Raw genomic sequence first — 12,754 nt, forward strand, 5'->3', positions numbered from 1 at the left:
GACACCGCCAGCACCCAGGTGATCGCCCGCGATCGCCACGCCGAATACGTGCAGACCCTGGCCCTGGTGGGCGCGGCACTGGAGCGCTTCTCCACCGAGATCCGCAACTTGCAGCGCACCGACGTGCTCGAGGTGGAGGAAAATTTCGCCAAGGGGCAGAAGGGCAGCTCGGCCATGCCCCACAAGCGCAACCCGATCCGCAGCGAGCGGATCAGTGGCCTGGCCCGAGTGCTGCGCAGCTATGTGGTGGCGGCCCTGGAAAACTGCGCCCTCTGGCACGAGCGCGACATCAGCCACAGCTCGGTGGAGCGCATGATGCTGCCCGACTGTTCCGCCACCCTGCACTTCATGCTGCGGGAGATGACCGAGGTAGTGAAGGGCTTAGGGGTCTACCCAGACAACATGGCCCGCAACATGAACGTTTACGGCGGAGTGGTGTTCAGCCAGCGGGTGCTGCTGGCCTTGGTGGAAGCCGGCATCAACCGCGAAGACGCTTACCGGATCGTGCAGCGCAACGCCCACAGCGCCTGGAATATGGACGGCGGCAACTTCCGCGCCAACCTTGAAGCCGATGCAGAGGTGATCAGCAAGCTCAGCGCTGAGCAGCTGGCTGAGTGTTTCAGCACCGATCTGCATCAGGCCAACCTGGACGTGATCTGGCAGCGACTAGGGATTTAGCTAAGGATTTGAGCTGGCAGGCAGTTCAGGCCCAGTGCAGCCGCATCGGCACAGCACCCTCCAGGCTCAGCTTCACCGGGCAGGTCTCTCCGGCCCGGTGAAGCACGGCCCGCTGCTCCTCGCTGAGACCCGCCGGCAAGCTGATCCACACCTCCAGCAGGGCAATGCGCCGTGGCGCCTCGGGGGTCATGGTTTTTTCAATCCGAGCGCTGGCCCCCTGCAGCGGCCAGCCGTGGCGCTCGGCAACGATCCCCAGGATCGTCAGGATGCAGGTGCTCAGGGCCGTGGCCACCAGATCGGTGGGCGAGAAACGATCCCCCTTGCCCTGGTTGTCGGTGGGGGCATCGGTCTCGAGCTCGCAGCCCGAAGGCCCGTGGCTGGAGTGGCAGCGCAGGGCTCCCTCGTAGCGGCTGTCAATCGTGGTCATCGCGGGGCGTAAGCACTACCCCAGTCAAGCGCCGTCGCGGTGATACGGCCCGCCCTGCTGAATCGAGCTGGCCCGGTAAAGCTGCTCCAACAGCAGCAGCCGCGCCAGCTCGTGGGGGAAGGTCATCGGTGAGAGGCTCAGGCGCCAGTGGGCCCGCCCCTTGAGCGCCGGGTCGAGACCATCAGCCCCACCGATCACAAACGCCAGCCGCTCCGAGCCAGAACCTTCAAGCGCCTTGGCGAAGGCCAACGAGTCGTAGCTCTGGCCCTCCTCGCACAGGGCCACCAACTGCTCGCCGCCGCGCAGCTCAGCGGATATGGCCTCCGCCTCGCGGGCCATGCCACCGTCCCGCAGTTCCACGATCTCCAGGCCCGGGAGCCGCTTGCGATAAGTCTCTACCCCTTCGCTCACCCAGCCCTTGCGCACCTTGCCGACGGCAATGATGCGTATGCGGGCGGAGTTGATCATGGGTTACGGCCCACCAACCTCAAGACTGGGGGCGCTCGATCGCCGGATCCAGGTGACCGTTGCCACTAGCCACCAAATCCTCGATCTCGCAAACCGGGAAGCGATTGATCGATTTGAGGGCAGCGCGGGCCTTGCTGCGCAGCTGCTCGCTGATTGCCTCGCAGTAGGGCACCTGGGCCAGCAAATCCACGGTGCGGCGCAAGATCCGCACCACATCACCCTCGTCGAGGGAGGTATTGGCAATCATGTCGCTCCAGCTGGCACCTTTAGCCCAGGCGTGCACCAGGCCCATCAACTCGGGCTCCCACCAAAGCGGGAAGTTGACCTTGGCGTGCTCCTGCTGACGCTCCAGCTCGCGGCGCAGGCCGCACAGATCATGCAGGGCCTCCTCGGCGGCCGGTGGCGGCGGGTAGCCGCACCACAGATCGGGCCGGTTGACTTCGGTGGAGATGGCTTCAAACACCGCCGCCAGCTGGGGCGGATCGAGCTCATCGAGGTGGCCGCTCATCAGCGACAGTCCCAGCCACAGCTCGTTGTCGCCGCGCAGGGCGGCCACGGTGCGGCCCACTTCGGTGGGCTCCAGGCCATCAGCTCCCGCCAGAGCCCCAAAAAAGCGCAACACCTCAATCAGGGCCAGGAAGGTGTCCCAGTGGCGATTAGAGCGGAAGTGCAGCAGCTGCTGGCGCTCCTCGATCTCCAGCTGCAACTCCTCCATGCGGCGGCGGTGCTTCTTGAGCTGGCGGCGGTCGCCCCAGCGGTGGGCCGGATGCAGCTCCAGGCTTTCCTCCAGCTGATGCACCTGCTGGGCCTGGTCCTGCACCTCACCGGCCAGGTCGTACTGGGGCGTGGCCATGTCGTGGCGACTGGCCATGTGGGCAACGGCAAGGGCCAGGCCACCGCTGGCCTGATCGCCGTGGCGCAACTCGCCAAGCTGGCGCAACTCGGGGGGATCCACCTGGCTCACCTGCAGGCAACTGAGCTCGGCATGGAGGCTCACCACCCCGTGGCAGGGCAGCAACAGCCAAAGGTTCTCGTCGGTGAGGCATTTGAGCAAAGGAAACTGCCCCGGCCCTTTCACCTTCTCCACAATCACCGCCGGCGTTACCCGGCCGCGTAGCTGGGGCGCCTTGAGACTCACCAAAGTGCCCTCACTGGCGAATTGCAGCGCCAAGGTGAGCTCATGGGCGACGGTTTCCTCGGCCTGTTGCTGGAGGATCCGCAGGATGCGCCTCTCTTCGCGCAGGTGAGCTCGCTGCTTTTCGTAGTCCTCGAAGTCGTCCCAGGGCACCTCGCCGGAGCCATCCTCCAGGCCTTCGAGCTGCTGCATCAACTGGCCGATGCGGGCCTCGTCCTCGACTAAATCGAGGGTGGCCAGGTAGCGGCCGAAACTGCGTTCAACCAGCTCCTTGGCCTTAGCCAGGTCGTAGCGCTGCAACAGGTTGAGCACCATGCCGTAGCTGGGCATGAACTGGCTGACCAGCGGATCTGCCGGCGCAGTAGCGAGCTGGCCCGCCTCCCGCACGCCTTCAAAGCGGCTCTGCACGGTCACCACGTAGCCCTGGGTATCAAGGCCGCGCCGGCCGGCCCTGCCCGCCATCTGCAAAAACTCACTGCCCATCAAAGGGCGGTGGCCTCGCTCGGTGCGCTTGCTCAGCGCCGAAATCACCGTGGTGCGCGCCGGCATGTTGATGCCGGCCGCCAGGGTTTCGGTGGCAAACACCACCTTGATCAGCCCCTGCTGGAACAGCTCCTCGATCAACTCCTTCCAGGCCGGCAGCACGCCGGCATGGTGGGCGGCAATGCCCCGCAGCAGGGCCTCAGCGTGGCCGCCTTCCCGCACCGCCTCGGGGGTCGTTGCCATAAACAGATCCAGGCGGGCCTTGATGCGCGCCTGTTCAGCAGGCGTCACCAGGGCGGCCTTGCCCAGCTCCTTGACGCCCTTATCGCAACCGCGGCGACTGAAGATGAAGTAGATGGCAGGCAGCATGTCGCGCTCCGCCATCTGGGCCACCACAAAACCCAGGGGCGGAGCCTCGGGCTGGGGTGGTTTCGGTGTTTTCGGACCCTTGCGCTGGCTGCCCTTGGGGGCGCGCCACACCTTGCAGTTGGGATGGAGCCCGGTGCCCTCGTCGTTGAGCAGGGGGTGCAGTCCCTTGGCACTGCAAAAGCTGAAGGCCAGCGGCACCGGCCGGTGGTCACTGAGCACCAGCTGGGTGGGCCCATGCACTCTCTCTATCCAGTCGGTGAGCTGGCCGGCATTGGCCACCGTTGCCGAAAGAGCCACCAACTGAATCGGCAGCGGGCAGTGAATGATCGACTCCTCCCAGACGGTGCCGCGCTGGGAATCGTTCATGTAGTGGCACTCATCGAGCACCACCGCCTCCACGCCCTCAAGCGGGTCATCTCCCGCATCGGCTTCCGCGTAGAGCATGTTGCGGAAGATCTCGGTGGTCATCACCACCACCTGGGCCTCCCGGTTGAGGCTCATATCACCGGTTAGCAGCCCCACCTTGTCGGCACCAAACTGCTCCCGGAAATCGCGCAGTTTCTGATTAGAGAGGGCCTTCAGCGGCGTGGTGTAAAAAACTTTCTGGCCGTGGGCCAGAGCGCGGTAGATGGCGTACTCACCCACCAGGGTCTTACCGGAGCCCGTGGGGGCGCTCACCACTACCGAGTGGCCCTGGTTGAGCGCGTCGATCGCCTCGAGCTGGAAGTCGTCGAGCGGGAAGGGGAAAATTGCTGCAGGATCCAGCCCATTGGGCGCCGTTTCAGGCACGCTGCTATTTGAGCTGGATCATGAAGCCATCCTATGAGGGAGGAGCCTGTTCCGCCTCGGGCAAGCTCTAGTAGCAACAGGCCGTGGCACAAGCTCGGATTTAGCGTTTGCGGAGCAATGTCCGGTCGTTGACACAACCCGGCACCACCTCTCCCCCCTCAGGGGAAAGAGCCGCCAGCTGGCGGGATGAATTGCGGCGTCAACTTGCAGCCATTCCCCCCCAGCGCCGCCGCGGCCTGCGCAGCTTTGCCCCCGCCGCAACCGCCGCCACCCTTGATCTGGCAACTCCCGGTAGCAGGAGTGCCCCCCTGCTGGATCTAGCCAGCAACGACTACCTAGGTCTGAGCCGTCACCCCGAGGTGGTGTCAGCCGCCCAGGCCGCCGCGGCCAGCCAGGGACTGGGGGCAGGAGCATCGAGGCTGGTGAGTGGCAGTCGGCCGGTGCATGACGAGCTGGAGGCAGCGCTGGCGGCCTGGCTGGGGCGCGAGCAGGTGCTGCTATTTCCCAGCGGCTTTCAGGCAAACCTGGCGGCGGTAGGGGCCCTAGCTGATCGCCACAGCCTGGTGCTGGCCGACCGACTGATCCACCACTCCCTGCTCACCGGGGTGCGCGCCAGCGGTGCCCGGCTGCAGCGCTTCGCCCACAACGACCTGGCCCAGCTCGACTCCCAGCTGCAAGCAGCCCGCCGGCGCGCTCCCGGACAGCGGCTGCTGGTACTGAGCGAGAGCCTGTTCTCGATGCAGGGCACCAGTGTGGATGTGGCGGTCCTGACGGCCCTCTGCGCCGAACACGGCGCCGCCCTGCTGCTCGATGAGGCCCATGCCCTGGGAGTGCTCGGCCCCGGCGGACGGGGCTTGGGCCACAACCAGCCCGAAATCGCCCTGATCAGCGGCACCTTGGGCAAGGCTTTTGGTGGCGGCGGGGCCTTTCTGGCCGGCGATGCCCTGGTGGGGGACTGGCTGCTGCAATCCAGCGGCGCCTACCGCTACACCACGGCCCTAGCCCCACCATTGGCCGCCGGCGCCCTGGCCGCCCTGGCCCTGATTCAGGCCGAACCCCGCAGCGAGGCCCTGCTGCAGCGAGCCGCCCGTTGGCGCACATGTCTGGAAGCGGCCGGCTGGCCGCGGCCGCCAGGCACCGGGCCGATCCTGCCGCTGCTGGTGGGCGACGATCACCGGGCTCTCGAGCTGCAACAACGCTTAGAAGCAGCCGGCCTCTTAAGCGTCGCCATCCGCCCCCCCACCGTGCCTGAAGGCACGGCGCGGCTGCGGCTGGTGCTGCGCCACGACCTACCGGCGGGCACATTGGAGCGATTGCTCACAGCTCTGGGGAGTCCTGCATGCAGCTGATCGCCATGCACGGATGGGCCGGCGATGCCCAGGGCTGGGAACCATTCCAAAGCGCCTGGAGCGCCCGCGGCTGGACGTGGCAGTGCGGCGAACGGGGCTACGGCGGGCAAGCTCCCAGGCCGGTGGCCTGGCAGAGCGACCAGGGCCTGAAGCTGGTGATCGCCCACTCGCTGGGCCCCCATCTGCTGCCCGCCTCCGTGCTGGCCCAGGCCGATGCGGTGGTGCTGCTCGCCAGCTTTGGCCGCTTTGTGCCCGAGGGCCCCGGCGGCGGCCGGCTGCGCAGCGCCGTGGCGGCCATGGCAAGCCAGCTGGCCGGCCCCGAAGCCAGCGCCATGCTCCAAACCTTCATGGAGCGCGCCGCAGCCCCCCAACCCTCCAGCCTGCTGCCCCCTGGCATCGCCGCCGCCCCTATTGCTGCCTCCGGCCGCCAGCGGCTGGCGGAAGATCTAAACCTATTGGCGGCCACGGCGGGGCTACCGCCTGGCTTCCCGCTCCAGGCTCGGCTGTTGATAGTGGAGGGCGGCGAGGATCAAATCGTGAATCCACAAGCCCGCCACCAGCTGCGCAACCTCCTACCTGCCGCCGACAACCTGGTGCTGGCGGGCGTGGGGCATTGCCTGCTCAGCCCGGCCCTCGTGCCCACCGTGTGTGGCTGGATAGAGGGCCTGCCGTGAACGCAAATCCAGTGCGCGACACGGTTTTGAGAGACACGCTTTTAAATGACAAGCTTTTAAATGAAGCAGGTTTCAGCGCGCGAGTGAGCAGCCGCTTCGGCCGCCACGCCGCCGGCTATGCCCGCCATGCCCGCCTGCAGCAGGGGGTGGCCTGGCGCCTGGCCCACCTGTGCGCGCCCCTCCACCTTGCCGCCGGCCCCCGGGCCGATCTGGGCGCGGGCTCCGGGCTGGTGGGGCAGGCGCTGCGGGCTCAGGGATGCCAGGGAGCCCTCCTGCAGCTTGATATCTGCCCCGAACTGCTGGCCCATAACCCCCAAACCACTGCCGGCGGCCAGCTCAGCTGGGACCTCAACTGGGGGCTGCCGGAGCAACTGGGCCAGGCCTCCCTGCTCACCTCCAGCTTCGCGTTGCAGTGGCTGGAGAATCCCCCAGCCCAAGTACAGCACTGGTGCGAGCAGTTGCGGCCAGGGGGCTGGCTCGGCCTGGCAGTGCCGACAAGCGCCAGTTTTCCCCAGTGGCACCAGGCCGCCGCGGCTGCAGGGGTGCCCTGCACAGCTCTGAGCCTGCCCGACGCCGAAGCCCTGCTGGCCGCCGCCAGCAGGGGCGGCCTGATGGCTCACTACAGCCGCCGGCTGCGCTTCAGCCGCGCCTACGGCAGCGGCCTCGGCTTTCTGCAGCAGCTACAGGGCCTCGGGGCCAGCGCCAGCCGAGCCAACCGCCTCAGTGCGGCCCAGTTGCGCCGGCTGCTGCACTGCTGGCCAGCAGATGGCTGCGTCAGCTGGGAAGTATTAGTGCTATTTGGTCAGCGACCCGGCCCATGAGCAGCTGCAGCAACGCCCTGGTGATCTGCGGCACCGACACCGACGTGGGCAAAACCGTGGTGAGCGCCCTTGTGGTCCAGGGGCTCGGGGCCACCTACTGGAAACCGGTACAAAGCGGACTGGAAGGCGGCGGCGACTCGGGCCGCCTGCAGGCCCTGCTGCAGCTGCCAGCGGAGCGGTTGCTACCGGAGGCCTACCGGCTGCAGACGCCGGTGTCACCCCACTGGGCCGCCGAACTAGAGGGCATCACGATCGACCCGGCCCGGCTGGCCCTGCCGGCAATGGCCGGAGCATTGGTAGTTGAGACCGCCGGTGGGTTGCTGGTGCCCCTGCGCCGCGACTGGCTGCAAATCGATCAGCTAGCCGCCTGGAGGCTGCCGGTGCTGCTGGTGGCCCGCAGCGGCCTGGGCACCCTCAACCACACCCTGCTGTCGGTGGAGGCCCTGCGCCAGCGCTCCATTCCGCTGTTGGGACTAGTGCTTAATGGCCCGCTCCATCCCGACAATCCCGCCACCCTGGCCGCATTGGCCCAAGCGCCGGTTCTAGCCCAGCTGCCACCTTTAGAACCGCTCACCGCCTCCGGGCTGGCTGCCCAATGGCGGGCGCAAGATCTGGGCCGTACCCTGACGGCAGCCATGGGCGCAGCCCCCAACCCCCGACGATGAGCAAGCAGCACTGGTTAATAAGTGGCGCCCTAGTACTGCTTTGTGGCGGCGTGTTGGTGCTGTTCACCGACGTGGAAACCTCCCTGGTGCGCTGGGTCAACTGCGGGCCGCTCTCCAGCGCAGAGGAGCAGCAGAGCCGCATCTGCCGTTAAGGCCCCGCCAGGATCACCGCCTCGGCATCGGCCCGCGACAAGCCATAGGGAAAGTGACGCACGCACACCTGGCCGTCGCTGTGCCAGCTCACTTTGAGCTCGTCCACCTCCAGCTCAATCTGGGCGCTCCATTCAGGGCGGTGCAGGTCCCAGAGGCAGGGATTGGCGCGCTGCCGCTTGGCACCCAACTGCTCCAGCCAGTGCTCCAAAGCAGGCAGGGGGTGGTGGTACAGCGGTGTCTGGGAACTGGGCATCTCGGTCATGAAACCAACCCTGTCACGTTGGTGGGAGCGCCCTCAGGCCACCAGCTAGGCCATTGCACCAATTGGGCGCCGCGCATCCAGGCCACTCCCACCCCCAGAACCAAGCTCAACACCAGGGCAAAACCCAGCAGCAGCAGCGCCAGCCACTCGCCACCAGAAAGTTCACGCCGCACCGAAACAGGCCGAGTAATGCTGGTCGGGGGCGGTGCAACGGGGCTACTGGGTGCCGAAGGCGGGCGCAGCTGGTCGTCGTAGCGCTGGCGCAGGGCCGGGTCGCTCAGCACCCCATAGGCCTGCTGCAGCTGCTGGAAAGCCAATGCAGCCTCCCCAGCCGGCAGCACGGTGGTATCGGGGTGGTAGCGCTTGCTCAGCCCCCGGAACGCTTGGCGTAGCTCCTGGGGCGAGGCGCTCTGCTGCACCTGGAGCAACGTGTAATAACTAAGTGGGGAGCTGGCCAAGGGCAGGGCGCCGGGAAAACGATCCGGTCTGCGGGATCCTAGAGATCAGAAACCCGTTACCAAGCTGGATGGCTCGCACCCTCACCGGCAATGCCCTCTGGCAGGAGCTCGGCTGGCAGCCCAGCCCAGCCCAAGAACAGTCGCTGGGCGACCTGCAGGTGCAGCTGCGCCAATGGAATAGCAAGCTCAACTTGACCCGGCTGGTGGAGGACGACGACTTCTGGATAGCCCAGGTGTTTGACAGCCTCTGGCCCCTGGTGCCCCTGCTGCAATCGGGGGCAGCCCAGGCACCGATGCGGCTGATCGATGTGGGCACCGGCGGTGGCTTCCCCGGCCTAGCGCTAGCGATCGCCTTTCCCCAGGCCCAGTTGACCCTGGTGGATTCGGTGGGGCGCAAGGTGGAGGCGGTGCAGGCCATGGCCGCAGCGCTAGGGCTTGGGGAGCGAGTGCAGCTGCGCTGCGAAAGGATCGAGCGCACCGGCCAGCAGCAGGCCTGTCGGGGCCAGTTCGACTGGGCTCTGGCCCGGGCCGTGGCCAGCGCGCCGGTGGTGGCCGAATACCTGGTACCGCTGCTGCAACCCCAAGGGCGAGCCCTGCTTTATCGCGGCCAGTGGTCAGCCGATGACCAACGGGACCTCAGCGCCGCCCTTATCCCCCTGAAGGCTGGCATCGACCAGTGCCTGGCCAGGGAATTACCTAGTGGCCGGGGTAGCCGCCACGCCCTGGTGGTTAAACCGCTGGCCCCCTGCCCGCGCACCTATCCCAGGGCCGTGGGGCTGCCGGCTAAGCAGCCCCTGGGCGCGGCAACGTGCGCTTGAGCCGCACCGGCGAAGGCACACCAAGGGGAAGAATTTCCTGGCCGTCTAGCTGCTGCTGCAACTCGGGCAACTGCTCATAAGCAACCCAATGGATGCAATCAACGGGACAGGTATCGATCGCCTCTTGTATCAGCTCGGTGGCGTCGCCGTCCTGGCGAATCGCCCGGGAGCGGCCCCAGTGGGGCTCGACCGCAAAGGTGTTGACGGCCACGTGGGCGCAGTAGCGGCAGCCAATGCAGACAGCCTCGTCAACCCATACGGCCTTCTGACCCAAAGCTCCACCCAACAGTGGTTCGTGACCACTACGACGTGACTCGGGGGAAAAGGCGGTGGCGGTGAACGCCAGGGAGGGATCAACCATGCCGGGGTGAGCTCCCGGATCTAAGCCCAACGGGTAACCACCAATTCAATGCAGCCGTCTTGCTGCTGGGCTTGCTCGCTCACCTGGAAACCCTCCTCAGCCGTGGCGGCCAGAATGCTGCGCAGGGCATATCGCTGATTGAGCTGGGCCAAGAAGCGCTCCACCGGCACGGCCTGATTCCAGAGGTCGAGATCGGTCACCAGCTCATAGCTACCGGTTTCAGGATTGAGGCGAAAACCGATATCAGCGCCATTGGCCTGGGCCACAGCCAGCTGGGCCTCCACGGTTTGGCCGCGATAACCGCGCACCATCAAACTTCCCTGCCTTGGGCCATGGCCCAGATCCTCGAGAGCCTCGAGCAAGGACTGGCGATCACGGAGCTCGGTCTTGATGGTGCTGAAGTGCGACATCGATCTAGGAAGAGGTAATCGGTTCAGGAGAGGGACTGGAACTGGCTTTGCTGCGCCTGTTGCTCGCAGAGAAAGGCCTCAGCCGTTGACCGGCGCTGCTGCACAACTCCAAGCCTGGCCTCAATGCGCTCAGTGAGCTGCTCGCACGCCATGCCATTCAGCCCTTCCACCAGCTCATCGACGCGCCCATCGGGGTGGATTCGATAACGGATGGTGAGCTGTTCCATCCCACGCTGGAAAGGTTCGAAGATGTTAACCAGGAAATCCTGCTCCCGTTCAGCTGAGCAACCCCTCCTCCACCAGGGTCTGCAGACGCTCCAACACCTCCGGCTGCTCGAGCTGCTCAAGGGCCAGCCGGGCCTCATCGCGCACACCCGATTCGAAATCGTTGAGCATGGCGTGCAACAGGGACTCAACCACCAGCTGCTGCCGAGGCTCCACCAGCTCGCCGTAGATGCGACCGAGGGCCCAGGCGCTGTTGCTGCGCACCGCCGGCTCACTGTCGATGCGCATGCTGAGCAACAGCTGGGCCGCAGCTGGATCGGCCTTTGCCGGCCCGGTGCAGCCCGCCTCAGCCAGGGAGCTGGCAGCCCAGAGGCGCACCGCGGAGATATCCACCTGCAGGGAGCGGATTAGGGGATTAAGGATTGGAGCGTCGGGGTAGTTGCCCAGGCTCCAGGCCACGGCCTTGCGCACGTAGCCGTTGTCATCTGAGACCAGCAGGCCCAGCAGGGGCTCAACCGCCTGGGGGCTGGGGTTGCGGCCCAAGGCGTAGACCGCGCTCATCCGCAGGATCGGGCAGCTCTCCGTCAGCAGCGGCAGCAACAGGGGCAGGGCCCGGGGATCACGGTGTTCACAAAAAATGCGCAAACCCTGCAGCCACCGCTCCTGGCTGTCTGCCCCTGCATCGCCCCGCAACAATGCCAAGCCCAGATCGCACTCGGCCGCCACATCACTGGCCGTTGGATCACTGCTATCAAGATCGTCGAGCGGATCACCGCGCAGCTCTTCTGCCAGCTCCTGAGCCAGCATCTCGGGGTCGAGGTACAGCTCCTGGGGACTGCCACCGAAGGGACTCTCCCCACCGGACGGCTGATCGGACTGGGGAGAAACGCTCACAACGTTGAATCAGCCAATCGGGGCGGGGGCCGCCATGTCACCTGGTAACCAGATGCGGGCGCTCACGGCAAACAGGGCCAGACCAAACAACACCACAATCGCGGCCGGCAGCAGGGTGGAGCGAAAAAATTGCACAGCCGAGGCGTTTGCGAGTGCTGGCTTCCATCATCGCCCCTAGGGTTCTCCGAATAACGCCTATGTGATGGCAGATAAGAGTTCCGGCAGCTGGCGGCGTCTAACAGCTGTGACCGCCGAGGGAGTAGCCAGCGGCACCCCGCTGATGGTGGGCAGCAAGTTGCTGCAGGGCTGGCTCACCGCTAGCGGAGTTCCTCTTGCCCTGATCGGCCTGATCCCGCTAGCTGAGCTGCCTTACACCCTCAAGCTTTTCTGGGCACCGCTTTTAGACCGCTGGCCGATCGCCTGGCCCGATCGCCGCCGCGGCTGGCTGCTGCTGATGCAGCTAATCCTGGTGCCTGTGATTGCGGCGATGGCCCTGCTGCAACCCAGCACTAATCCAGCCAGCCTCACCGCCATCGGCATCGCAGCCCTGGTGCTGGCCGTCTGCAGTGCCACCCAGGACATTGCTGTCGACGCATACCGCACCGACCTCCTGCCCGAGGCGGAGCGGGGGCCAGGTGCTGCCGGAGCCACCCTCGGCTACCGGGCCGCCATGCTCGCGGTGGGTGCCGGTGGCTTCCTGCTGGCTGATCGCTTTGGCTGGCCGGCCGCCTTCCTTGCCGCCGCAGCTCTGCTGGCGGCCGTAGTGCCCTTCACCATCTGGGCCCCGGCCCTGCAACCGGTGCAACACCCGGTCACGAGCCTGCGGCAGGCGGTGCTTGGTCCAACGCGGGAGTTCCTGTTCCGGGCGGGACCAAACCGGGCCTGGCAGTTGCTGCTGCTGGTGCTGCTCTACCGCTGGCCCGATGGCCTGCTGAACGCCATGGCCATCCCCTTCCTGAAATTGCAGGGGTTCAGCGATGCCCAGATCGGCTTGGTACAGGGGGGCTGGGCGATTGCCGCCACCATGGCCGGCACCGTGATTGGCGGCGTGCTGTTTGCCCGGATCGGCATGAACCGCTCCCTGTGGCTGTTCGCAATCGCCGGCGTTTGCGGCAACCTCACCTATTGGGCCTTGGCCCAGTTCAATTGGGGCTTCGGCGGGCTGATCGCCGCCGTGAGCCTGGAGAACCTGAGCGGAGGCATGGTGGGCGCGGTGTTTGTGGCGCTGCTGATGAGCCTCTGCAACCCGCGCTTTTCGGCCACCCAGTACGCCCTACTTTCCGGCATCTACGCACTGAGCCGCTCGCTGCTGTCG

Annotated in this window: 18 protein-coding genes; 8 read left to right on the plus strand and 10 right to left on the minus strand. The window is 66.4% G+C overall.

What is annotated here, in order from left to right; all coding sequences use genetic code 11:
* Positions 1-678, plus strand: a 678-nt coding sequence (locus tag KBZ07_RS08570; protein ID WP_254931216.1) for a lyase family protein, incomplete at its 5' end; no start/stop codon positions are given.
* 25 nt (positions 679-703) lie between these two features.
* On the opposite strand, the gene KBZ07_RS08575 is transcribed toward KBZ07_RS08570, so the two are convergent.
* Genes KBZ07_RS08575 through KBZ07_RS08585 form a run of 3 tightly spaced genes read right to left on the minus strand, consistent with a single transcriptional unit; the run spans position 704 to position 4,349 of the window.
* Complete coding sequence (locus KBZ07_RS08575; RefSeq protein WP_254931217.1) at positions 704-1,105, minus strand: OsmC family protein; 402 nt, start codon at positions 1,103-1,105, stop codon at positions 704-706.
* A gap of 24 nt (positions 1,106-1,129) precedes the next feature.
* The gene (locus tag KBZ07_RS08580; RefSeq protein ID WP_254931231.1) at positions 1,130-1,570 is read right to left on the minus strand and encodes a 23S rRNA (pseudouridine(1915)-N(3))-methyltransferase RlmH; all 441 of its coding nucleotides are present in this window, start codon (positions 1,568-1,570) and stop codon (positions 1,130-1,132) included.
* A 22-nt stretch (positions 1,571-1,592) separates the two neighbouring features.
* Entirely contained in the window at positions 1,593-4,349 is a 2,757-nt protein-coding gene (locus tag KBZ07_RS08585) for an RNA helicase (protein WP_254931218.1), read from the minus strand.
* A gap of 191 nt (positions 4,350-4,540) precedes the next feature.
* Between KBZ07_RS08585 and KBZ07_RS08590 the strand changes: the two genes are divergently transcribed.
* From KBZ07_RS08590 to KBZ07_RS08610, 5 genes are read left to right on the plus strand one after another with little or no spacing between them, the layout of a single operon-like run.
* Entirely contained in the window at positions 4,541-5,698 is a 1,158-nt protein-coding gene (locus KBZ07_RS08590) for an aminotransferase class I/II-fold pyridoxal phosphate-dependent enzyme (protein ID WP_396121800.1), read from the plus strand.
* On the plus strand, positions 5,689-6,372 hold the full coding sequence (locus KBZ07_RS08595) for an alpha/beta hydrolase (protein WP_254931220.1): 684 nt from the start codon (positions 5,689-5,691) through the stop codon (positions 6,370-6,372). Before KBZ07_RS08590 ends, KBZ07_RS08595 begins: the two co-directional genes overlap by 10 nt.
* The gene (locus KBZ07_RS08600; RefSeq protein WP_254931221.1) at positions 6,369-7,193 is read left to right on the plus strand and encodes a methyltransferase domain-containing protein; all 825 of its coding nucleotides are present in this window, start codon (positions 6,369-6,371) and stop codon (positions 7,191-7,193) included. The genes KBZ07_RS08595 and KBZ07_RS08600 overlap by 4 nt, the downstream gene beginning before the upstream one ends.
* The gene (gene bioD / locus KBZ07_RS08605) at positions 7,190-7,858 is read left to right on the plus strand and encodes a dethiobiotin synthase (RefSeq protein WP_254931222.1); all 669 of its coding nucleotides are present in this window, start codon (positions 7,190-7,192) and stop codon (positions 7,856-7,858) included. Before KBZ07_RS08600 ends, bioD begins: the two co-directional genes overlap by 4 nt.
* The gene (locus KBZ07_RS08610) at positions 7,855-8,010 is read left to right on the plus strand and encodes a hypothetical protein (RefSeq protein WP_254931223.1); all 156 of its coding nucleotides are present in this window, start codon (positions 7,855-7,857) and stop codon (positions 8,008-8,010) included. Before bioD ends, KBZ07_RS08610 begins: the two co-directional genes overlap by 4 nt.
* Here KBZ07_RS08610 and KBZ07_RS08615 read toward each other — a convergent pair.
* Both KBZ07_RS08615 and KBZ07_RS08620 read right to left on the minus strand, forming a co-directional pair.
* Positions 8,007-8,273, minus strand: coding sequence for a DUF3143 domain-containing protein (locus KBZ07_RS08615; RefSeq protein ID WP_106502354.1), 267 nt, complete (start codon positions 8,271-8,273; stop codon positions 8,007-8,009). The genes KBZ07_RS08610 and KBZ07_RS08615 overlap by 4 nt on opposite strands.
* On the minus strand, positions 8,270-8,731 hold the full coding sequence (locus KBZ07_RS08620; RefSeq protein WP_254931224.1) for a J domain-containing protein: 462 nt from the start codon (positions 8,729-8,731) through the stop codon (positions 8,270-8,272). Before KBZ07_RS08620 ends, KBZ07_RS08615 begins: the two co-directional genes overlap by 4 nt.
* A gap of 68 nt (positions 8,732-8,799) precedes the next feature.
* Here KBZ07_RS08620 and rsmG point away from each other — a divergent pair, with 68 nt between their 5' ends.
* Positions 8,800-9,549 (plus strand): 16S rRNA (guanine(527)-N(7))-methyltransferase RsmG, encoded by a 750-nt coding sequence (gene rsmG / locus KBZ07_RS08625; protein ID WP_254931225.1) that lies wholly within the window; start codon positions 8,800-8,802, stop codon positions 9,547-9,549.
* Here rsmG and KBZ07_RS08630 read toward each other — a convergent pair.
* The 5 genes from KBZ07_RS08630 to KBZ07_RS08650 all read right to left on the minus strand — a co-directional run bounded on the left by KBZ07_RS08630 (position 9,515) and on the right by KBZ07_RS08650 (position 11,574).
* The gene (locus KBZ07_RS08630; RefSeq protein WP_254931226.1) at positions 9,515-9,910 is read right to left on the minus strand and encodes a ferredoxin; all 396 of its coding nucleotides are present in this window, start codon (positions 9,908-9,910) and stop codon (positions 9,515-9,517) included. The two genes, rsmG and KBZ07_RS08630, sit on opposite strands and share 35 nt — an antisense overlap.
* Before the next feature lie 20 nt (positions 9,911-9,930).
* A complete protein-coding gene (locus KBZ07_RS08635; RefSeq protein WP_254931227.1) occupies positions 9,931-10,320 on the minus strand; it encodes a DUF1257 domain-containing protein in 390 nt (129 codons plus the stop codon).
* Positions 10,321-10,343: 23 nt separating this feature from the next.
* Complete coding sequence (locus tag KBZ07_RS08640; RefSeq protein ID WP_254931228.1) at positions 10,344-10,547, minus strand: DUF2997 domain-containing protein; 204 nt, start codon at positions 10,545-10,547, stop codon at positions 10,344-10,346.
* 49 nt (positions 10,548-10,596) lie between these two features.
* A complete protein-coding gene (locus KBZ07_RS08645) occupies positions 10,597-11,352 on the minus strand; it encodes a HEAT repeat domain-containing protein (RefSeq protein WP_254931232.1) in 756 nt (251 codons plus the stop codon).
* A 96-nt stretch (positions 11,353-11,448) separates the two neighbouring features.
* Positions 11,449-11,574 (minus strand): hypothetical protein, encoded by a 126-nt coding sequence (locus KBZ07_RS08650; RefSeq protein WP_254931229.1) that lies wholly within the window; start codon positions 11,572-11,574, stop codon positions 11,449-11,451.
* A gap of 67 nt (positions 11,575-11,641) precedes the next feature.
* On the opposite strand from KBZ07_RS08650, the gene KBZ07_RS08655 reads away from it, so the two are divergent.
* The coding region (locus tag KBZ07_RS08655; protein WP_254931230.1) for an AmpG family muropeptide MFS transporter at positions 11,642-12,754 on the plus strand (1,113 nt) is incomplete at its 3' end.

This window comes from Cyanobium sp. BA20m-14 (genome assembly GCF_024346295.1).

Coding starts and splice junctions, on each gene's coding strand:
- bioD (WP_254931222.1), top strand. CDS start 7,190: ATGAGCAGCTGCAGCAACGCCCTGGTGATCTGCGGCACCGACACCGAC.
- KBZ07_RS08635 (WP_254931227.1), bottom strand. CDS start 10,320: ATGTCGCACTTCAGCACCATCAAGACCGAGCTCCGTGATCGCCAGTCC.
- KBZ07_RS08575 (WP_254931217.1), bottom strand. CDS start 1,105: ATGACCACGATTGACAGCCGCTACGAGGGAGCCCTGCGCTGCCACTCC.
- KBZ07_RS08595 (WP_254931220.1), top strand. CDS start 5,689: ATGCAGCTGATCGCCATGCACGGATGGGCCGGCGATGCCCAGGGCTGG.
- rsmG (WP_254931225.1), top strand. CDS start 8,800: ATGGCTCGCACCCTCACCGGCAATGCCCTCTGGCAGGAGCTCGGCTGG.
- KBZ07_RS08630 (WP_254931226.1), bottom strand. CDS start 9,910: ATGGTTGATCCCTCCCTGGCGTTCACCGCCACCGCCTTTTCCCCCGAG.
- KBZ07_RS08615 (WP_106502354.1), bottom strand. CDS start 8,273: ATGACCGAGATGCCCAGTTCCCAGACACCGCTGTACCACCACCCCCTG.
- KBZ07_RS08640 (WP_254931228.1), bottom strand. CDS start 10,547: ATGGAACAGCTCACCATCCGTTATCGAATCCACCCCGATGGGCGCGTC.
- KBZ07_RS08610 (WP_254931223.1), top strand. CDS start 7,855: ATGAGCAAGCAGCACTGGTTAATAAGTGGCGCCCTAGTACTGCTTTGT.
- KBZ07_RS08645 (WP_254931232.1), bottom strand. CDS start 11,352: ATGCTGGCTCAGGAGCTGGCAGAAGAGCTGCGCGGTGATCCGCTCGAC.